The 18,630-nt window shown below is 43.8% G+C and carries 22 protein-coding genes; 2 read left to right on the top strand and 20 right to left on the bottom strand.

What is annotated here, in order from left to right; all coding sequences use genetic code 11:
- Positions 1 to 27: 27 nt before the first annotated feature.
- From nth to CHH91_RS06665, 15 genes are all read right to left on the bottom strand, one after another.
- Positions 28 to 681, bottom strand: coding sequence for an endonuclease III (gene nth / locus CHH91_RS06735; RefSeq protein ID WP_095222686.1), 654 nt, complete (start codon positions 679 to 681; stop codon positions 28 to 30).
- A gap of 15 nt (positions 682 to 696) precedes the next feature.
- On the bottom strand, positions 697 to 1,404 hold the full coding sequence (locus CHH91_RS06730; protein ID WP_095222685.1) for a DnaD domain-containing protein: 708 nt from the start codon (positions 1,402 to 1,404) through the stop codon (positions 697 to 699).
- A gap of 69 nt (positions 1,405 to 1,473) precedes the next feature.
- Positions 1,474 to 2,766, bottom strand: a complete 1,293-nt coding sequence (gene asnS, locus CHH91_RS06725) for an asparagine--tRNA ligase (RefSeq protein WP_095222684.1) — start codon at positions 2,764 to 2,766, stop codon at positions 1,474 to 1,476.
- A gap of 39 nt (positions 2,767 to 2,805) precedes the next feature.
- Positions 2,806 to 3,336 carry a cell wall elongation regulator TseB-like domain-containing protein gene (locus CHH91_RS06720; protein WP_095222683.1) on the bottom strand — a complete coding sequence of 177 codons (531 nt, stop codon included), beginning with the start codon at positions 3,334 to 3,336 and terminating at the stop codon, positions 2,806 to 2,808.
- Entirely contained in the window at positions 3,302 to 3,475 is a 174-nt protein-coding gene (locus CHH91_RS06715; RefSeq protein ID WP_093728373.1) for a YpmA family protein, read from the bottom strand. The genes CHH91_RS06720 and CHH91_RS06715 overlap by 35 nt, the downstream gene beginning before the upstream one ends.
- Before the next feature lie 200 nt (positions 3,476 to 3,675).
- Complete coding sequence (gene dinG / locus CHH91_RS06710) at positions 3,676 to 6,441, bottom strand: ATP-dependent DNA helicase DinG (protein WP_095222682.1); 2,766 nt, start codon at positions 6,439 to 6,441, stop codon at positions 3,676 to 3,678.
- Positions 6,442 to 6,519: 78 nt separating this feature from the next.
- Positions 6,520 to 6,906, bottom strand: coding sequence for an aspartate 1-decarboxylase (gene panD / locus CHH91_RS06705; RefSeq protein ID WP_093879685.1), 387 nt, complete (start codon positions 6,904 to 6,906; stop codon positions 6,520 to 6,522).
- 17 nt (positions 6,907 to 6,923) lie between these two features.
- Entirely contained in the window at positions 6,924 to 7,793 is an 870-nt protein-coding gene (gene panC, locus CHH91_RS06700; protein WP_095222681.1) for a pantoate--beta-alanine ligase, read from the bottom strand.
- 2 nt (positions 7,794 to 7,795) lie between these two features.
- Positions 7,796 to 8,626, bottom strand: a complete 831-nt coding sequence (gene panB / locus CHH91_RS06695) for a 3-methyl-2-oxobutanoate hydroxymethyltransferase (RefSeq protein ID WP_095222680.1) — start codon at positions 8,624 to 8,626, stop codon at positions 7,796 to 7,798.
- 4 nt (positions 8,627 to 8,630) lie between these two features.
- Positions 8,631 to 9,611, bottom strand: coding sequence for a biotin--[acetyl-CoA-carboxylase] ligase (locus tag CHH91_RS06690; protein ID WP_095222679.1), 981 nt, complete (start codon positions 9,609 to 9,611; stop codon positions 8,631 to 8,633).
- On the bottom strand, positions 9,595 to 10,764 hold the full coding sequence (locus CHH91_RS06685) for a CCA tRNA nucleotidyltransferase (protein ID WP_095222678.1): 1,170 nt from the start codon (positions 10,762 to 10,764) through the stop codon (positions 9,595 to 9,597). Before CHH91_RS06685 ends, CHH91_RS06690 begins: the two co-directional genes overlap by 17 nt.
- Complete coding sequence (gene bshA, locus CHH91_RS06680; protein ID WP_095222677.1) at positions 10,761 to 11,888, bottom strand: N-acetyl-alpha-D-glucosaminyl L-malate synthase BshA; 1,128 nt, start codon at positions 11,886 to 11,888, stop codon at positions 10,761 to 10,763. The genes CHH91_RS06685 and bshA overlap by 4 nt, the downstream gene beginning before the upstream one ends.
- A complete protein-coding gene (mgsA, locus tag CHH91_RS06675; protein ID WP_093728366.1) occupies positions 11,885 to 12,298 on the bottom strand; it encodes a methylglyoxal synthase in 414 nt (137 codons plus the stop codon). Before mgsA ends, bshA begins: the two co-directional genes overlap by 4 nt.
- A 10-nt stretch (positions 12,299 to 12,308) precedes the next feature.
- Complete coding sequence (gene dapB, locus CHH91_RS06670; protein WP_095222676.1) at positions 12,309 to 13,115, bottom strand: 4-hydroxy-tetrahydrodipicolinate reductase; 807 nt, start codon at positions 13,113 to 13,115, stop codon at positions 12,309 to 12,311.
- The gene (locus CHH91_RS06665; RefSeq protein WP_095222675.1) at positions 13,108 to 13,458 is read right to left on the bottom strand and encodes a nucleotide pyrophosphohydrolase; all 351 of its coding nucleotides are present in this window, start codon (positions 13,456 to 13,458) and stop codon (positions 13,108 to 13,110) included. Before CHH91_RS06665 ends, dapB begins: the two co-directional genes overlap by 8 nt.
- 144 nt (positions 13,459 to 13,602) lie before the next feature.
- On the opposite strand from CHH91_RS06665, the gene CHH91_RS06660 reads away from it, so the two are divergent.
- Positions 13,603 to 14,475 carry a YitT family protein gene (locus CHH91_RS06660; protein WP_095222674.1) on the top strand — a complete coding sequence of 291 codons (873 nt, stop codon included), beginning with the start codon at positions 13,603 to 13,605 and terminating at the stop codon, positions 14,473 to 14,475.
- Between the two features lie 143 nt (positions 14,476 to 14,618).
- Here CHH91_RS06660 and CHH91_RS06655 read toward each other — a convergent pair whose 3' ends face one another.
- On the bottom strand, positions 14,619 to 15,158 hold the full coding sequence (locus CHH91_RS06655; RefSeq protein ID WP_095222673.1) for a hypothetical protein: 540 nt from the start codon (positions 15,156 to 15,158) through the stop codon (positions 14,619 to 14,621).
- Positions 15,159 to 15,626: 468 nt separating this feature from the next.
- Here CHH91_RS06655 and CHH91_RS06650 point away from each other — a divergent pair, with 468 nt between their 5' ends.
- A complete protein-coding gene (locus CHH91_RS06650; protein ID WP_095222672.1) occupies positions 15,627 to 16,151 on the top strand; it encodes a type 1 glutamine amidotransferase domain-containing protein in 525 nt (174 codons plus the stop codon).
- A 27-nt stretch (positions 16,152 to 16,178) separates the two neighbouring features.
- Here the strand turns inward: CHH91_RS06650 and CHH91_RS06645 are convergent, their stop codons facing one another.
- From CHH91_RS06645 to CHH91_RS06630, 4 genes are all read right to left on the bottom strand, one after another.
- Complete coding sequence (locus CHH91_RS06645) at positions 16,179 to 16,865, bottom strand: zinc metallopeptidase (protein WP_095222671.1); 687 nt, start codon at positions 16,863 to 16,865, stop codon at positions 16,179 to 16,181.
- A 66-nt stretch (positions 16,866 to 16,931) separates the two neighbouring features.
- Positions 16,932 to 17,252 carry a sporulation protein YpjB gene (locus tag CHH91_RS06640; RefSeq protein ID WP_095222670.1) on the bottom strand — a complete coding sequence of 107 codons (321 nt, stop codon included), beginning with the start codon at positions 17,250 to 17,252 and terminating at the stop codon, positions 16,932 to 16,934.
- Positions 17,253 to 17,322: 70 nt separating this feature from the next.
- Positions 17,323 to 17,907, bottom strand: coding sequence for a lipoprotein heptaprenylglyceryl N-acetyltransferase LhaT (lhaT, locus tag CHH91_RS06635; RefSeq protein WP_095222669.1), 585 nt, complete (start codon positions 17,905 to 17,907; stop codon positions 17,323 to 17,325).
- Between the two features lie 152 nt (positions 17,908 to 18,059).
- A complete protein-coding gene (locus CHH91_RS06630; RefSeq protein WP_095222668.1) occupies positions 18,060 to 18,629 on the bottom strand; it encodes a ReoY family proteolytic degradation factor in 570 nt (189 codons plus the stop codon).
- Position 18,630 lies beyond the last annotated feature (1 nt).

Genomic DNA, 18,630 nt, shown 5'->3' with positions numbered 1-18,630 from the left:
GTCACTTCAATTTGGAGTGACTGTCTTTTAATTTGATTCGGCCTTCAGACGTTTCCTGCCTTCCCGGCAAATGTCGTTCAAGGGACATGCCAGACAGTTTGGGTTTCTTGCTTTACAATGATAGCGTCCGAAAAAGATCATGCGGTGATGTGTATCGCTCCACTCATCACGTGGTACCTTTTTCATCAATGTGTTTTCTACTTCGGTTACGTTGTCCTTCCAGCGGCAAAAACCGAGCCGTTTGGATACACGCTCAACGTGGGTATCTACAGCAATGGCAGGCTCGTTGAAAGCAACCGATGCTACCACATTGGCTGTCTTGCGCCCTACTCCAGCTAGCTTGACTAGTTCATCACGTGTGTCTGGGACAATTCCATCGTATTGATCAAGCAGCGTCTGACAAAGCTTCTGGATATTTTTCGCCTTGTTGCGATAAAGGCCGATAGAACGAATATCATGCTGCAGCTCTTCAAGCGGAACAGCTAGATAGTCTTCCGGTGTCTTATATTTTTCGAACAGATCTTTCGTTACTTTATTGACAAGGTTATCGGTACACTGCGCAGACAGCAGTACGGCGATCACCAGCTCGAATGGATTACGGTGGACCAGTTCACATGCTGCTTCTGGGAACATGTCTCGCATCGCATCCAATGCCCGTCGTATCTGTGTTTTGTTCAGCATTGTATGCTTTCCTCCTCAATCTTCTTCCAGCCAGTTATAGTAAATACTTACATCACGGGCTGGTGCTTGCTGCTCTGAACGTACTGCAGCTGCTGTAGGCCGCTGGTTCTCATGAAATGATTTACTTTCCTTGCGAGCATGGTCTACGGATCGGATACCTTTACGCTTCCATTCACGCAAAATACGATCTATATAGCGGAAATTCAATTTACTCATTAGTACTGCTTCTCGCAAAGCAGCTTTAATGAGGGATGGCGGCTGCATGTCTTCATCGAGCCATAATGTGACCGTTTCTATTTCAAAAGGTGACAATGGACGGCCGAATTCCTGCTCAAAAAGAATGAATATTGCAGCCTCTTCTTCTTTGTCTGTATTCTTTTCTGGTTCAGGATACACGGTTTCTGCAAACGCGAGATGCCATAATCCGTTCAGACTGTAAGCTTGGCTTCGCACATTTTCTTCCTGCACATCTTCAATCTGCAGCATATTACGCTGAACGAGCTTGCGTAAAACTAAGGCTACATCTCTTTCGGAAAGCGTTACTTTTTTGGCAAGTTGATCTGTTGTCGGAAACATGATACCTTGCTGCTGGAAGAAGCAAATATGCAAAATGACCATCATTTCCGTTTCATTCAATCCAAGGGATACATATCTATTCATCAAAATACCGGGAAAGGAAAATGGATTTCCCAGCATTCGTTGGTAATTCAAGTCGTTATTCATCTGGGTTCTCCTTCCATTAATAGGACAATCCCTCGTCATTCGACAAGGGATCGTCAGGTAATCTATTTATTATGGGTATAGACGGTTCAAAAGACGTGGGAATGGTATAGTTTCGCGAACGTGCTCCACTCCGGAAAGCCAAGCGACTGTCCGCTCCAGACCAAGACCAAAGCCTGAGTGTGGCACACTGCCGTACTTGCGTAATTCCAAGTACCAGTTGTACGCATCGCTAGTCAGGTTATGTTCTTCGTAGCGTTTTTCCATCAATTCAAGATCATCGATACGCTGAGATCCGCCGATGATTTCGCCATAGCCTTCTGGAGCAATCAAATCTGCACAAAGCACGACATCTTCCCGATTCGGATCTGGCTTCATGTAGAATGCTTTGATTGCAGCTGGGTAATGCGTGATGAATACTGGCTTGTCGAAGCTTTCAGCAATCGCAGTCTCATGCGGTGCTCCGAAATCTTCACCCCACTCAATATCATCAAACCCTTTTTCCTTCAATAATTCGATCGCTTTGTCGTACGTGATGCGCGGGAATGGCGCAGTAACTTTAGCCAATTTCTCTGTATCGCGTCCAAGGATTTCAAGGTCCAGTTTGCAATTCTTCAGTACAGAAGCAACTAGGTGACTGATGTAGTTCTCCTGGATTTCCAAGCTTTCTTCGTGTTCAACGAAAGCCATTTCCGGCTCAATCATCCAAAATTCGATCAAATGACGTCTAGTTTTGGATTTTTCTGCACGGAATGTCGGACCAAAGGAGAATACTTTGTTGAATGCCATTGCAGCTGCTTCCATGTAAAGCTGTCCGCTTTGTGATAGATATGCTTCTTCGTCGAAGTATTTTGTATGGAACAATTCCGTCGTACCTTCTGCAGAGGAACCTGTCAGAATTGGCGGATCGATTTTCGTATAGCCATTTTCATGGAAGTATTCATACGTTGCACGGATGATTTCATTACGGATTTTCATCACCGCATGCTGTTTTTGGGAACGAAGCCACAGATGGCGGTTGTCCATCAAGAATTCAGTTCCATGCTCTTTTGGTGTGATCGGGTAATCTGTTGCTGCATGGATTACTTCCACATCACTGACCTGGATTTCATAACCGAAGGAAGAACGGCTGTCCTCTACTACTTTTCCTGTAACATAAAGGGAAGTTTCCTGTGTCATGTTCTTGGCTGTCTGGAACACTTCCTCAGATACGTCGCTTTTCACGACAACACCTTGTACAAATCCAGTTCCGTCACGCAGCTGTAAAAATGCAATTTTACCGCTGGAACGTTTGTTGCGGAGCCACGCTCCGATTGTTACTTCTTCTCCTACATGCTCACTAAGCTTTGCGATCGTTGTCTTCAAAAAGAACCCTCCATTGTCTGTCCTACATATGTAGTTATATTATTGATATTGGTTGGATAGAGCATAGCTTTCCAGCTGCTCGGTGCCATCTAGTGTGTAATAACTGTAGCCGAGGCGATCCTGTCCATCGCGGAATGTGAATTCCCATGCTGGTGCATCATCGTACAATCCGAGCCGGACATCATCCAATTGACAGTCCGCTCCGCACGCTGACTGCCAGCTGCTTTCTGCTTGCTGTTCATCAGCAGTATCTGTTGTATAAATGATCTGCTTAGGATCCTTCTCGCCCTTTTTGACATAAGCGATAGCATCTTCTCCATCAGCCTGCTTGCCTTTGACGACATGATATACATGTTCGCCATTGAAGCGTGTCACTTCATCTGCGGTTTCTAGATCCGTATTATCAAGTGCAAAGTCCTCTGAAGCTTCAAAGCCCTCTGTTCGTGCATTTTGTGCTGTGCTATAAACGTATATACCGCAGCCGAGGACAATGATCAAAACTGCTAAAGCACTGAAAATTGTGATCTTTGCCCATTTAGGTACGGTAAATCGTGAATATCGCCGTATCATGATCTTCCTCATCCAATGCTAATCCGAACATTAAGTCCTTCTCTTTCAGTGTACGGTTCAGTGAGTCAACCAGCTTGTACAGGTCGCTGCTGTATTGTACACGTACAGTGGACAATGTCTCCATCTTATTATTTTCCATCATCGTTACCTCCGAGCAATTCATTTACATGATTTGTTACTCATAGAGATGGCTTTCTGCAGCAAACTAATGTATGTTGAGAAGCAATCCAATTCTTATTATACCAGTTGTACTGGTGTAATTCTAAGACGAGTTCAAAGTTTTTTCAACAAAAATCTTCCTTCTCCCCAGCAGTTGTGCGTCCTAGTGGCGCACTTTTTTTATAGCCATTCCTCTGCTAGCTCCAAAAGTTCAGCTGTACTCTTATAATGTGTGGGTACATCTGGTATCGAAGCCGTGAAGTAACTGCCATATCTTGTCTTCATCATCCTGTCATCACAAACGAACACAATTCCTCTATCACTGGATGACCGAATCAGCCTGCCGAACCCTTGCTTGAAGCGGATGACGGCATTAGGTAATGCAAGCTCCATAAAGGCATTCTTTCCTTCTGCCTTCAATTTGGCTGCCTTTGCCTCATAAATCGGATGATCTGGAGGCTGGAATGGCAGCCTTACAATGACGAGACAGCTTAAATCTTCTCCAGGAATATCGACGCCTTCCCAGAATGAGCTGGTTCCGAACAGGATGGCCTTCTTATTGCTTTGGAAATTCTTTTTCAGCCGATCACGACTGCCGCTCGTAATACCTTGGGCGATCAAAGTATAATCCTGATCCTCTGTCAATTCCTTCACAAGTCCATAAGCTTTTTTCAGCATATCATAGGAAGTGAACAATACTAGCATTCGCCCATCCGTAATGGCTGCAAGGCTCAGAATCGATTCGCAAACCGCATAAATGAAAGGATAGTTATCCTTGCCTCGCACGTCCGGAAAATCATTTGGGACAAGCAGCTGTACTTGCTCCTGATAAGAATAAGGAGAATCGAAACGTCTTGTTACGGTGTGTTCATCCAAGCCTAGCTGTTCCTGAATGAAAGCAAACGATTGCTTCATTGTTAAAGTTGCACTTGTGAGCACAACACTCTTCTTTTCCGAAAAGAAATGTTCCAGTAGCAAATCTGCAATTTCTAATGGTTCACTGTACAAGTAAACAGCGTTTCGCGCGCCGTACATATCGACTTCTATCCATTTCACTTCCTCATCGTCATACATAAGGAACATCCGTTCAATCGCATCAATGATTGTCTGCAGCTGATCCACTGCATTCCGAATGGAATCAGCAATCTTTTTATCCCCCTGCTTATCAGCGGATTTTGTCAGCTGAAGCAAATGGTGGATACAGTCTCGCACACCAAATAATAATCTGTTGCTCATTTCAGCTATTACCAGGACCTGCTTTGTCTGCCGAACATCCTCGAGCCGCAGCTGTAATCTGCCGATGTCGTTGGTTCCGAGCTTCTTTTTATGCTGGGACAAGACAAAATCATGGATGTAGCGGAACATGTCATCTGCTTCTTCTTTAGTCTGATCCCATAAACTTTGCCAAATCAGCATCTCTGCTTGTGTATTTGGAAGCTCATCCGTTGCTGTCTCATATACTTTATTCGCATGAGACAGCATATGGTGGATGCTCACATAATCCAATGCCAATCCAAAATGCTTCGCGGCTGTCGCCTCGAAATGATGTGCCTCATCGATAATGGCTCGCTGATACGATGGCAGGAGCTGGTATTCTTCTTGCATATCGCTGCAAAGCAGCGCATGGTTCGTCACGATCACATCTGCCTGCCATGCTGCTTTTTTTGCCCGCTGATAAAACGAACGGGAAAACCATGGCGAAAATGGATCTTGCGTATCCTCTGCATCCGCAGACATATGCAGGAAAAACCGCTTCCCGCTGGAAGGCAGATTCACTTCATCAATATCACCAGTTTCAGTCATTGTCAGCCATACAAGTAAAATCGCTTTTGTAAGTACGATATCATAATTATCATTTGCTGTTTGCTGAAGCTCTGATTCGAAGCGGCTGAGACTTAAATAATGCTGCTTTCCCTTCAGCAGTGCAGCTTTAAAGGAAAACGGCAGAATACGCTGTAAAAGCGGAATTTCCTTGTCCATCAATTGTGCCTGCAGCTGAGTCAAATGAGTGCTGATAACGATCCGGCTCTTTTCTTTAACTGCTGTGTATACTGCTGGCAAAAGATAAGCAAGTGACTTTCCGGTACCTGTTTCTGCTTCCAGGAGAGCGTGTTTATTTGATTGGAAAACATCAAAGATCTGTTCACTCATCTCCAGCTGACTTTTTCTCGGCTCATAGCCCTCCATTCCCTCTGAAAGCCAGCCACTCTTTTGATACAGCTGATCCGCCATCTCACCGAAAGACTGGGTAATAACAGATACAGTATCATTTTCTTCCTGGACTTTCCGAAATGCCAGCCCTCGATAAACCTCAAGCCCATCGTCTTGTGTATCCTCGAATGCAAGTTCCTCCAAACGGTACTCAAGTAAGCCGCGTAAATCGCTCTTCAATGAGCGTTCCAGTGTCAGTAGATGAGAAATTGTCTCATAAGGCAGCTTTCCTAGCTCATCAAGTAGAGACAGCAGGAGTTCTGCCGTTACAAGCGTATCGGACAGCGCACGGTGAGGCTGATCATGTTCAAAAGAAAGATGCTCACTAAGAACGCTTAATTTGTAGCTCGGTGCCGTTGGCAGCAGAATACGCGCCAACTCGACCGTATCCAGCACTGGGCGCTGGATTGGAGTTAGTCCCGCCTCTTCCAGAGCGCTGTTCAGAAACCGCAAATCAAAATTCGCATTATGAGCGACCACATAGCTATCTTTGAAGAAAGCAGAAATCTCTTCTGCTACATCTTCAAATTGCGGAGCACCAGCTACATCTTCATCCGTAATACCTGTCAGTTGGGAGATGAAAGGTGGAATCGGCATACCGGGATCCAGCATCGTCTGAAATTGATCTGTGATCACACGTCCTTGGATGACGACAATCCCGACCTCTATGATTTTATCGCCATTCGACGGCGCATGTCCTGTTGTTTCAAGATCCACCACTACAAATTTTTCCATACTCCACCCTCCATACTGCTTAGAAAAGAAAGACTCTTATCACAGATAAGAGTCTTATCGTACGATTCTTTTATGCCGTTACATCATAACAGTAAGCGGCGGTTCTTCCTCGATGATTTCCTGAACTGTATTATCTTCGTTCATCAGGGCGATCTTTGGCTTGAAGTCAGCCAGTTCTTCTTCAGATAGCATGGCATAGGAAACGATGATAACTACATCATCTTTTTGTACAAGACGTGCAGCAGCACCGTTTAGGCAGATGACACCGCTATGCCGCTCACCGGGGATGACATATGTTTCGAGACGAGCTCCATTATTATTGTTCACAATCTGCACTTTTTCATGAGGAAGTATGCCTACTTGTTCCAGAATGTGCGTATCGATCGTAATACTGCCAACATAATTCAAGTTTGCTTCCGTGACACGAGCACGATGTATCTTCGCCTTCATCATTGTGCGAAACATCTTATTATCCCCCTATATTAAAAACGGTCCATGATGGAGCCATCAGCTTCTAATACTAGATTGTCGATCAATCTTGCCTTGTCGAAATAGACAGCTGCAGCAATGATGATCCGTTCATCTATTTCCCTGACTGGCTTCAAGGCCGGATATGACAAAATTTCAACGTAGTCTATTCTACCACTTGTTTGGCTGTTTATAAATTCTTTTACAGCAGATGCTACTTTTTCAGGATCCTTTGTTCCATCTTGGATGCTTTGTTTAGCTTGCTGCAGTGCGTGGTGAATAGCTGGAGCTTCTTGTCTCTCTTCCTCTGATAAATAGACGTTGCGGCTGCTTTTCGCTAATCCGTCTGCCTCGCGCACAGTCGGTACCGGAACCACTTCCAGCGGGAAATTAAGGTCGTGCACCAAAGCTTGTACAACTGCTACTTGCTGTGCATCCTTCAGCCCGAAATACGCTCTGTCCGGCTGAATCAAATGGAAAAGCTTCGATAAGACAGTAACCACACCATCAAAATGACCGGGTCTTGATCTGCCGCAGAGCACGTCTACTCTGTCAGCAACATGCAGTTTGATGGTACTGCTGCCTGGATACATGTCTGCTGCTTCTGGCATGAAGACGATATCGACGCCTTCTGCTTCCGCGACAGCCAGATCACGGACTGCATCTCTCGGATAAGTCTCAAAATCCTCGCCCTCACCAAATTGCAGCGGATTTACGAAAATGCTAAGCACAGTGATATCGTTCTCTGCCTTGGAGCGCTTCATCAAGGATTGATGCCCTTCATGCAAAAAGCCCATCGTAGCCACATAACCAATTGATTTCTGCTCCTTCGCCAGTTGCTTTCTTTCTTGCTGCAACGCTTCTAATGTCGAAATGATCTTCATATTCATTCTCCTAATTTAGGTAATGCTGCTTCGTCCATCGTAAAACTCTGTCCGTCATTCGGAAAAATACCATTCTTTACATTTTCCTTATATGTGGAGAAGACATTCGTAACTGTTTCATTTAGATCTGCATAGCTAACAGCGAATTTCGGCAAACGATCAACACCGTACCGACTTAGGTCATGAAAGACAAGTACTTGTCCGTCTACTTCTGCACCGGCACCAATTCCGATGACCGGAATAGAAATATCTTTGGCAATGAGTGCGGCCAATTGCTTTGGTACACACTCCAGCACGACTGCAATCGCTCCGGCTGCTTCAACTTTGCGTGCATCCTCCAGCAGCTGTTTTGCTGTCTGTTCGTTTTTCCCTTGTACTTTATATCCCCCGAGTATATGGACTGACTGCGGTGTCAGACCAAGATGACCTACAACTGGAATACCGCCTGTTGCTAATGCCTTGATGCTGTCCAGGATGACCTGATCTGCTCCTTCCAGCTTCAAAGCCTGTGCTCCGGTTTCCTGGAAGATGCGTTTCGCTTGCGGTATAGTTGCCTCAACCGATACATGGTACGTCATAAATGGCATATCTACTACAACGAACGTATCGTTTCCACCGCGAGTGACGGCTTTTCCATGATGAATCATATCATCCACTGTTACGGGAATGGTGCTATCATAACCGAGCACTACCATCCCTAGTGAGTCGCCGACAAGAAGCATATCGATACCGGCCTGCTGCGCCAATTTTGCCGTTGGATAATCATAGGCAGTGACCATAGTGATTTTCTCGTTGTTTTCTTTCATCTTCTGAAAATCGAGTCTTGTTTTCATTTCGTTACTCCTCTCTCCATTCCAATTCAGCTGAATACAAACGCTGTGTACTGCCATCATCATTTTCAAGGATAAGCTCGCCGTCTTCCCCGATTCCCTTGAAAACTGCATAAAAGACAGTTGATGGAGTAGTTGCTTTCACACGGTGCCCGAGTCGTAAAGCATACTGCATCCATTCGTTCCTGATAATGTGGAAACCTTTTTTTATGTATAGCGAATAGACATCCTCGAACTCTTTCCAAATCATATGAATGAGCTCTTGCCGCTTCCATTCCTTATCTGTCTCGATACGCAATGATGTTGCTTTATCGCGGATATCCGGCGCTAATTCCGCCGCAGTCTGATTGATGTTGATTCCGATACCCAGTACGATATGCTGAATATAATCCTGCTCTGCCTGCATTTCGGTCAGTATTCCAGCGAGCTTCTTGCCGCCCAGATAGATATCATTCGGCCATTTAATGCTAGCATCTATATCGTTCTGACGGAATACGCGTGTGATGGCAACCGCTGCAGCCAACGTCAGCTGTGCTGCTTCCCGGGGTCCAAATTCAGGCCGGATGATTAAACTCATCCATATACCGGTTCCGGCTGGTGAATGCCAACTGCGCCCTTTTGTTCCCTTACCGCTTGTCTGCTGATCAGCGATGACAACAGTTCCGTGAACTGCACCTTGATCCGCCAAAGATTTCGCCAAAACTTGGGTAGAATCAAGCTCTTCTTCAAAGATGATCTTGCGTCCGATCCATTCCGTATCCAGCTTCCAGTTCAGTGTATTTTTGCTGAGTTTGTCCGGCGATCGCTTAACTTGGTATCCCTTGCGAGGAACAGCATCTATTTCATAGCCGTCTGCTTCCAACGCTTTCATATGCTTCCAGACTGCTGCCCTTGAGATACCGAGCTGATCGGATAGGTTCTGGCCAGAAACATACGACGTCTTATGTTCCTGGAGAATTCTTATAAGACGATTACGTGTCGTGTCCATTGTAGACCCACTCCTTCAGCTGCTCTTTATCATTTGGCACCCTGTTTTCCACCACAGCTTTTTCCGCAGCGAGCAGCAGATCACGGATCCAGCTTCCTTTCTTTCTTTCAGGGAACCAGCTGATCAAGTCTGAACCGGAAATAGCCAGCTCCGAACTATTTCGAATCGGAAGTGAATCTCTCAAAGTTGATAACTCATCCTGAATATCTATTTCCTTATAAATTTTCACAAGACGGCAGTAGCCAGTATCCAGATGATCTGGCAACTGATATACCACCCAAGCATCCATGTCGCTTTGCAGTAAGCGCACCAAATTTTGAGCGTCTTGTTTGACAGCATTGGAGAGCTTCCACTCTTTTACCCAATCAAGCACTGGCCTTGTGCTTAATAAAGAACAAAGCGCGATCCATTCTGCTAAACTGCCGAGAGGAACAATTTTGTTGGATAGCTCACCCATCAGCTCAGGATGATTCCTAAAAATCGGCATTGCTTTCCATAATCCCGTATCCTGCAGGAGCTGTACAGCTGTCTTCACATGTTTGCCGCGGCATAATTTCTCCATTTCAATCGCTACACGTTCAATTGCAATACGTGCTAACCACAGACGCTGGTCCTCCATCACTTTTCGTGCATCATGATCCAATTTGTACCCTAGCTGAGAAACAAACCGGACACCGCGCATCATACGCAGAGGATCTTCTTGAAAACGATCAAAGGCCTTGCCTACCGTAACAAGCTCCTTCTTTTCGATAGCGCTCCTGCCATCGAAAGGATCCACTAACTCCCCTGTTCTGGCCATCGCTATCGCATTAACTGTATAATCACGACGTGCAAGATCAGCTGTTACATCCGTCACAAAGTTCACGCTATCAGGATGCCGGTAATCAGAATATGCGCCTTCTATTCGGAAGGTTGTAATTTCGAAGCTTTCCTGCTCAAAACGCACAAGAACAGTTCCATGTTCGATACCTATTGGTATGACTTTATCAAAGACTTTTATTACCTGATCCGGCGTAGCTGACGTAGCAATATCCAAATCGCCGACAGCTTTTCCGATAAGGTAATCCCTCACCGCTCCTCCGACCAGATATGCTTCATAACCATGCTGTTCGAGTTGCTGTATGACCCGGAAGGCTTTTTCAAATATCTTCATTGCAAAACCTCTTCATATATAGCTTCGTATTGAGCAACAATTTGATCAGAATGGAAGTTTTCCGCAGCATACTGAATGGATGCTGCGGAAAATTGCTGCCACAGTTTGTCATTTGTCAGCAAATCCATTGCAAAGGAACCCATTTGCTCTACATCGCCAAGCTGCGTTATAAACCCATTCTTTCCGTGCTGTATGACTTCTGGTATGCCGCCGACATCTGTTCCGATACATGGCACCCCACAGGCCATTGCTTCTAAAAGAACCAAACCGAAGCTCTCTTTTTCAGAAGGAAGCAGCATGATGTCTGCCATATTTAAAAGAGCAGCAACATTATTCTGCTTACCTAGAAATAAGACTTTATCTTCGAGACCACGCTGCTGTACATCCCGCAGAATATCCGAGTATTCCGGGCCGTCCCCTATCAGCATCAGCTTGGCAGGCAGTTTCTCCTGTACATACGAAAAAACCTGTACAACATCCTGTACACGTTTCACTTTACGGAAATTGCTTATATGTACGAGTACCTTTTCGTTTTCTTCGATACCGAACTGCTGCCTAATGTCACGTACATCGGCAGGATGGTACACTTCTTCATCCACAAAGTTGTAGACAACGTCGATTGGACTAGTGACATCGAGCATTTCCCTTGTCTGCTGTACGAGACTTTGTGATACCGCAGTGACGACATCACTTTCTTCAATTGCATGAATGATCATTTTGCGCAGTCCATTATCAATTCCAAGCACCGTAATATCCGTTCCGTGCAGGGTAGTGACAATCTTTACATCCCGCTTGGCAATTGCCTTAGCTAAGATCGCACATATAGCATGCGGAACAGCATAATGGACATGCAGGATATCGAGCTGTTCTTCGTCGATTACCTCAGCCATTTTATTAGCCAGCACCAAATCGTATGGCGGGTATTGGAAGACAGGATAATGACTCATCTCGACTTCATGGAAAAATACATTCGGAAGCAGCATATCCAGCCGGAAAGGGACACTGGATGTAATGAAATGAATGTCATGTCCCTTTTTGGCTAGTTTTTTCCCGAGTTCTGTCGCAATGACGCCCGATCCGCCAAGCGTCGGATAACAAGTGATACCGATTTTCAGCTTTTTCATAGCTCGGGCTCACGATCGCGTATGATCTTGCGCCAATCGAAATCTCCACGGTCCAATCCGCGAATAAATATTTCGGCCGCTGCCAGATTGGTTGCCAGCGGAATACGGTGCACATCACATAAGCGCATTAGCGCACTTACATCAGGTTCATGCGGCTGGGCAGTGAGCGGATCCCTGAAAAAGATAATCAGATCCATTTGATTCGTTGCAATCCTTGCACCAATCTGCTGATCGCCTCCAAGCGGGCCCGATTGGAACAATTCCACAGGTAATCCTGTTGCTTCTTTGATGCGAGTGCCTGTCGTGCCTGTTGCATACAGGGTATGTTTCTTCAGCATTTCTTTATATGCGACCGTAAAACGGACCATTTCAGGTTTTTTCTTATCATGGGCAATTAAAGCAATATGCATGTCTATCGCCTCATTCCAATATATTTTCTAATCCGTATGCAAGTATGTCCATCTTCATGACACGGTCCACTGCCAGCTCTACACCTGACATAAAGGATGCGCGGTTAAAACTATCATGTTTAACTGTGAATTGCTCGCCTGGTGCACCGAAAATAACTTCTTGGTGGGCAACGAGTCCTGGGAGACGGACACTATGAATCCGCATGCCGTCCACATCTGCACCACGTGCTCCAGCTATCGTCTCTTTCTCATCCGGATGTCCTTGCTTTGCTGGTTCGCGTACTTCCTGGATCAGCTGAGCTGTTTTCACAGCCGTACCGCTTGGGGCATCCAGTTTTTGATCATGATGCTTTTCAATGATTTCTACTGTTGGGAAGTATTTTGCTGCTTGCTTGGCGAATTGCATCATAAGTACTGCCCCAATTGCGAAGTTTGGTGCAATAATTGCTCCGATACCTTTTTCTTCACTAAGCTTCCCTAGCTCTTCTACTTGTTCTTCCGTAAAACCAGAAGTACCGACTACCGGACGCACACCATGTTCAATAGCGAGCTTCATATGTTTGTAGCCTGTTTCCGGAATGGTCAAGTCGATAAGGACATCTGCCTCCACTTCATCTAAACACGCCGCAGCATCTTCGTAGATGAATGCATCGCTCGCTGGCAAACCTTCGATATCACTGATCCGCTTTCCTCCGTTTTTTCGGTCAATTGCTGCCACTAGCTCAAAATGAGCCGTCCGATCGATAAGCTGCAATGCTTCCGAACCCATTCTGCCCCTTGGTCCCGCTACAATAATTTTAATCGTATCTTTAGTCATTATGTATGTCCTCCTGTGTCTTCTTCGTCCATCTGTCTTTATCCCTTGTTTCGAATTTCGTCATCGATTTTTCGAATGCATCCGATAGATCGATATTCAAGGAATTAGCAAAGCATGTCATAACGAATATAATATCTCCGAGTTCATCTGCTACTGTATTAGCTTCTTCACTAGCTTTTTTCGGCTTTTCTCCATATGTATGGTTCACTTCCCTTGCAAGCTCTCCTACTTCTTCCGTCATTCTGGCAAGCATGCTGAGCGGTGAAAAATAACCTTCTTTGAATTGGGAAATATAAGCGTCGACACGTGCTTGTATTTCCTTTGTCGTATATGTAGTATTCATTCGCGATCTTCCTTTCGCTATATCATTACCATGTTAGCTTAAAAATACGGCATTTGACAAATGTTTTTACCTATCTGGCAGATTTGTAGGGATAAGGATAGTTGTCTATAATATAGAAGGAATTGTCATCTTAGGAGGTAGATTATGTTCAGACTGCGTATAAAGAACATCCTGTTCATTCTGTTAGGCGCGGCTATCTTTTCGTTCGGTATCGTCCATTTCAATATCGCCAATAAACTTGGGGAAGGCGGATTCACCGGGATAACGCTTATTTTACTATTCGAATTCGATTGGGATCCAGCAATTATGAACCTGGTGCTGAATATTCCATTGTTCCTGATCGGCTGGAAGTTCCTTGGCCGGACAACTTTCGTTTATACAATCATCGGGACAGTGGCAGTTTCCTTGTTCCTGCGTTTATTCCAGACATATTCATTTAATATTGACTTAGGCAACGATTTGCTGATTGCTTCACTTTTAGCTGGCGTATTCATAGGAGTCGGTCTCGGTATCATCTTCCGCTTCGGCGGTACAACCGGAGGAGTCGACATCATTGCCCGACTTGCTAACAAGTATGCCGGCTGGACGATGGGACGGACGATGTTTCTCTTTGATGCCGTTGTTATTGTCACATCGGTTCTTACCTATCTTGATCTGATCCGCGGTATGTATACACTCGTTGCTGTCTTCGTTGGCGCTAGAGTCATCGACTTTATCCAAGAAGGCGCCTACTCGGCAAGAGGTGCAACTATCATTTCGAGTCAGAGTGCAGATATAGCCAATCAGATACTAAAGCAAATGGACCGGGGTGTAACGGTCCTTGATGGCAGAGGAAGCTTCACAGGCGAAAAACGCGATGTGCTTTACTGTGTCGTCGCCCGGAACGAAATCGTCCGACTGAAAGCGATTATCACCTCAGTCGATCCACATGCCTTTGTCGCCCTTAGCGAGGTGCATGATGTCATGGGAGAAGGATTTACACTGGATGAAAATAAAAAACCGTATAATACAGATTAATGTAGATGAAATAGCAAATAGAATTGGGTCATAAGTTCTCTCTTTTTACAATACGAAAGGTGATCCCTAGTAAGTAAATTAGGAATCACCTTTCATAAAAGATATCATAGTTTTAAATTAAACTATAAATCTATATATAGATTTTAAAAGTAATAAAGTTCGCCTTGTACTAGTTTTTGGGTACCACTACTAGTATTTACAAGCTTTATCTTATAGTTATATCCTTTTCCAGTAAGATAAGAAAAGTCGGTATGAACCCATCCTGAACGATCTTTGATTTTAGTTTTTCCTAGGTATTTTCCTTTACCATCATATATCCACACTTCAAGGTTTTTTCTGTCACCCTTTTCGATATCCATAAATTGTGGACCGTTGAATGTCCTAGAAGAACCCCCAACCCAAATATAGTTTGAGAATGATGTACTTCCAAAATAATACTTTTTGTAAGTTGATTTTGCTGATGCTCTAAGCATATTACTCTCAATATTAGCTTTATTGGTTGCTAACTGCCCCACTGCACTATTTTGCTTAAAATCATCTAACTCTTCTTTAGTATCAAAATAGTAGACCGGAAAGTCTCCCTCGTTATCTTCTGTGTAAGCCTTACTGTCTGTTGGAGAGATTAGAAAGGCTACAAAGCCAAGTAATCCTAAAAGAAATATTTTTCCTATTGTTTTTTTCATAATTATTCCTCCTTTTATATTTTAAGTAAATCTTAACATATTTACTGGATAATATGGATAATATTTTCAAAAAATATGAATTTAATAATTATCTCTATTATATATTCTCAATCTGTTATTATTTATAAAACTCATCGATAGTAAACTTGAACTTTAAAATTTATAACATTGTTAATAAGAGTAAAGTTTTTCTATGAATACATTAGTGATACCGGTTGATTTCATTTAAAACTGATTATAATTCGTAGAAAGCATGAAATCTACCTTTATCGATAAACCTAGCTGCCTATGAAAGCAAAGCAAACTTATGCTTACGAGTTTTTTTAAAGCGTGAAGTAATAATATGTCATGGGAGAAGGGTTTACACTGGATGAAAATAAAAAACCGTATAATACCGACTGACGTTTTGCATGCATTTTGATACTTGAATTGGTAAAGTGGAGAAGAATAATCGAGAGAGGTGAGATCGTGGAACTTACTGGAAAGAAAATACTATCGTTTGTCAGTGATGATTTCGAGGATCTGGAATTGTGGTATCCAATACTTCGGCTGCGCGAAGCAGGATCGGAAGTGTATTTAGCTGGTGAGTCAGCAAATACTGCTTATAAAGGAAAGTATGGGGTTCCAGCGACTTCTGATTTGACGTTTGATGAAGTTGATCCGAATCAATATGATGCCTTGCTCGTCCCTGGCGGATGGTCACCGGATAAACTTCGCCGCTATCAAAGTGTATTGGAAATCACCCGTCATTTCCACACACATAAGAAAGCAATCGGTCAAATCTGCCATGCCGGGTGGGTGCTTATCTCTGCCGGCATATTGGAAGGTGTAAATGTCACTAGTACTCCTGGAATAAAAGATGACATGACGAATGCAGGAGCGATATGGCATGATAAAGCTGTTGTCGTAGACGGTCATATTGTCAGCAGCAGACGGCCGCCTGATCTGCCCGACTACCTCCGAGAGTTGATCAAGGTCATACAAGCACAATAAAAAAGGCATCCCTCGGGATGCCTTTTGTTAATCTTCGTTATTGCTTACAAAGAACATAAGGATGAAGCGTACAAGCTCGGCTACAGCTACTAGAGCTGCCGCAACGTAAGTCATTGCTGCCGCGTTCAAAACCTTTTTAGTTGAGCGCTCTTCATCGTTCCGGATGATTCCTGTTGAAACCAATTGTGTCATTGCACGGTTAGAAGCATTGAACTCGACCGGCAGAGTAACAACCTGGAACAATACTGCGATAGCAAAGAACGCAATACCAAGTCCGACGAATTGCAGGGATCCAAAGATAGCACCTGCTATGATAAGGAACATGGAAAGGTTGCTGCCCCATGCAGCTGCCGGAGCAAGAGCTGTACGGAACTTCAGGAATCCGTATCCTTCTGCATGCTGAATTGCGTGTCCAACCTCGTGGGCTGAAACCGCTGCTGCAGCCATGCTGTGACCATGGTAGTTGTCAGTGGATAAACGAACTACTTTATGACGCGGGTCATAGTGATCAGATAACATACCGCGTGTTTCTTCAATTTGCACATCATATATTCCATTATCATCTAAAATCTTTCTTGCGACCTGTGCACCTGTCATTAGAGATGACGTTTCTACTTTCGAATACTTCTTATACGTGCTTTTTACCTTCGATTGAGCCCATAAAGGGATAATCAGAAGAAGTGCTATATAGATTATATAAGCACCTAGTGACATATACATTCCTCCATAAAAATATTTGGAACTTATTAAGGTCAATTTTAGTCAAAAATTCGAAAAAAATCAACTATTAGGATCGTTGTTCACACTTTTGTCATTTTCAGCTCGATACTTCTTATAACCAACATAAACAAGTGTTCCTACAATGCTTGCACTAATACCAAGTATTCCCCAGAATCGTCCTGTTCCATAACTGTTTTTGTCCGGTACGGCAACACTGTACAAATATGCAGGAAGCGCTTCGAACTGTTGATCAAACGTTTGACCTGTTTTGTCGGAAGATGACGACAGAGCCTCTGTATGCGGCTGCAGAAGTAGTTCAGCAAGATTGGCAAGTACAAAAAAAGAGGCTGTCAGAACAATGACGAGAAGCAGCTTTTTCATAAGCATCCCCTCTTTTTTAAATGTTCCTACAGCCTATGCTTAAAGACGTATTTGTATGTCGGTATGTGCCTTATTTGTTTAGATTTCGTAAAGATGATTTTTGCTGCGTGGCTATGTATCCAACCAGGATGGAAACGATACTGAGCCAGAATGTGAAATAGCCGATATTATCGCTATAATCCATCAAGTTGCCGTAAATAGGCATCATGTCGAATACATAATCGATGATGTCATTATGTAAAACGACGATGGCAGCTACAGCAAGATGCCGTAACTTCACTCGGTAAAGTGGTGCATACAAAAGGCCTTGAATCGCCATTCCCAAATGAGAGGCAATCAGCATATACCCCTGCCAGGAAAGTGACCCTGCTACGGCTATGGTGAGCAAATTCATGACGACCGCCCATATACCGTATTTGAATAATGAAACAACTGCCAGCGCTTCGATATAGCCATTTTGTCTTCCAATCAGGTATAACCCAAGGAAGATAGTGAAGAAGAGACTGGCTGTCGGACTATCCGGTACAAAGGGAAGGAAAATCGGCGGTGTAATCTCAAGCTGCCAGCCATACCATATGTACCCGTAGATCGTCCCAATAAGATTAATGATAAACAATATCAGCATGCTGTAACGGTGAAATAGAAGACGATACATTCTGTGTATTTCCTTTCATGAAGTATTTTCTTTTATGTATTCCAGCCTGCTTCTTAATAAGCAGTCACTTTATTTTAGCAGAATCTTTCTTCTCTATTGAAATTTTTAACTAGAAAGATAAAAAAATAGATGCGCTATAACAGCGCATCCAATTAAATGTGTTCAATTGTGTCTTCAGCTTCTTCTTTCAATTGTCGCATCGCCTTGCTTAATAAACGGAATTTATCTTCGTCTCTCTTATCAAGAGCTAAATCAATTGCTTCTTGCAGCTTCTTCTTCTTGTATTGATGGTGTGACGCATCCAGAAGTTTCGCTGCCAGCTGCCGGTCTTCTTTCGTCACATAATGATCTTCCGGCAAGAAAGGATTGTCTTCCAGCACTGCAACATATTCCATACTTTGATGGGAATTCTTGAAATTGAGTTGAATATAGACAGGATCTTTCTTGTTCATGCGAATATCATGGAATGATTTCTCTGCATCGGTTGTAACGATGTTGTCCTTGTAGAAACGGAACGGCACTTCTTCAGAACAATGGGCGGATATGATGATTCCTCTGGGACTGAATCTTGCTTCACGGATAAAATGCACATTATCAAGAAACGAATCATGATTTATCAAGTAGTTCAAGATCCAGACACTTTCCCTGCGCTTCAATTGGTAATTATCTAAGAACCAGCGAATGAACGTCTTCTTATCCTGCATGGTAACGGAAATATTCATA

Origin of the sequence: Virgibacillus sp. 7505 (assembly GCF_002272135.1) — a bacterium.
Taxonomy (GTDB): Bacteria; Bacillota; Bacilli; order Bacillales; family Amphibacillaceae; genus Terribacillus.
This window is presented reverse-complemented; position numbering and strand designations above follow the sequence as displayed.

Excerpts from the sequence above, each read along its gene's own strand:
- panB (WP_095222680.1), bottom strand. The coding sequence starts at position 8,626 with ATGAAAACAAGACTCGATTTTCAGAAGATGAAAGAAAACAACGAGAAA.
- bshA (WP_095222677.1), bottom strand. The coding sequence starts at position 11,888 with ATGAAAAAGCTGAAAATCGGTATCACTTGTTATCCGACGCTTGGCGGA.
- CHH91_RS06660 (WP_095222674.1), top strand. The coding sequence starts at position 13,603 with ATGTTCAGACTGCGTATAAAGAACATCCTGTTCATTCTGTTAGGCGCG.
- CHH91_RS06640 (WP_095222670.1), bottom strand. The coding sequence starts at position 17,252 with ATGAAAAAGCTGCTTCTCGTCATTGTTCTGACAGCCTCTTTTTTTGTA.
- lhaT (WP_095222669.1), bottom strand. The coding sequence starts at position 17,907 with ATGTATCGTCTTCTATTTCACCGTTACAGCATGCTGATATTGTTTATC.
- dapB (WP_095222676.1), bottom strand. The coding sequence starts at position 13,115 with ATGACTAAAGATACGATTAAAATTATTGTAGCGGGACCAAGGGGCAGA.
- panC (WP_095222681.1), bottom strand. The coding sequence starts at position 7,793 with ATGAAGATCATTTCGACATTAGAAGCGTTGCAGCAAGAAAGAAAGCAA.
- CHH91_RS06715 (WP_093728373.1), bottom strand. The coding sequence starts at position 3,475 with ATGGAAAATAATAAGATGGAGACATTGTCCACTGTACGTGTACAATAC.
- CHH91_RS06645 (WP_095222671.1), bottom strand. The coding sequence starts at position 16,865 with ATGTCACTAGGTGCTTATATAATCTATATAGCACTTCTTCTGATTATC.
- CHH91_RS06720 (WP_095222683.1), bottom strand. The coding sequence starts at position 3,336 with ATGATACGGCGATATTCACGATTTACCGTACCTAAATGGGCAAAGATC.
- CHH91_RS06690 (WP_095222679.1), bottom strand. The coding sequence starts at position 9,611 with ATGGACACGACACGTAATCGTCTTATAAGAATTCTCCAGGAACATAAG.
- CHH91_RS06665 (WP_095222675.1), bottom strand. The coding sequence starts at position 13,458 with ATGAATACTACATATACGACAAAGGAAATACAAGCACGTGTCGACGCT.
- mgsA (WP_093728366.1), bottom strand. The coding sequence starts at position 12,298 with ATGCATATTGCTTTAATTGCCCATGATAAGAAAAAACCTGAAATGGTC.
- CHH91_RS06730 (WP_095222685.1), bottom strand. The coding sequence starts at position 1,404 with ATGAATAACGACTTGAATTACCAACGAATGCTGGGAAATCCATTTTCC.
- CHH91_RS06630 (WP_095222668.1), bottom strand. The coding sequence starts at position 18,629 with ATGAATATTTCCGTTACCATGCAGGATAAGAAGACGTTCATTCGCTGG.
- panD (WP_093879685.1), bottom strand. The coding sequence starts at position 6,906 with ATGTTTCGCACAATGATGAAGGCGAAGATACATCGTGCTCGTGTCACG.
- CHH91_RS06655 (WP_095222673.1), bottom strand. The coding sequence starts at position 15,158 with ATGAAAAAAACAATAGGAAAAATATTTCTTTTAGGATTACTTGGCTTT.
- dinG (WP_095222682.1), bottom strand. The coding sequence starts at position 6,441 with ATGGAAAAATTTGTAGTGGTGGATCTTGAAACAACAGGACATGCGCCG.
- CHH91_RS06685 (WP_095222678.1), bottom strand. The coding sequence starts at position 10,764 with ATGAAGATATTTGAAAAAGCCTTCCGGGTCATACAGCAACTCGAACAG.
- nth (WP_095222686.1), bottom strand. The coding sequence starts at position 681 with ATGCTGAACAAAACACAGATACGACGGGCATTGGATGCGATGCGAGAC.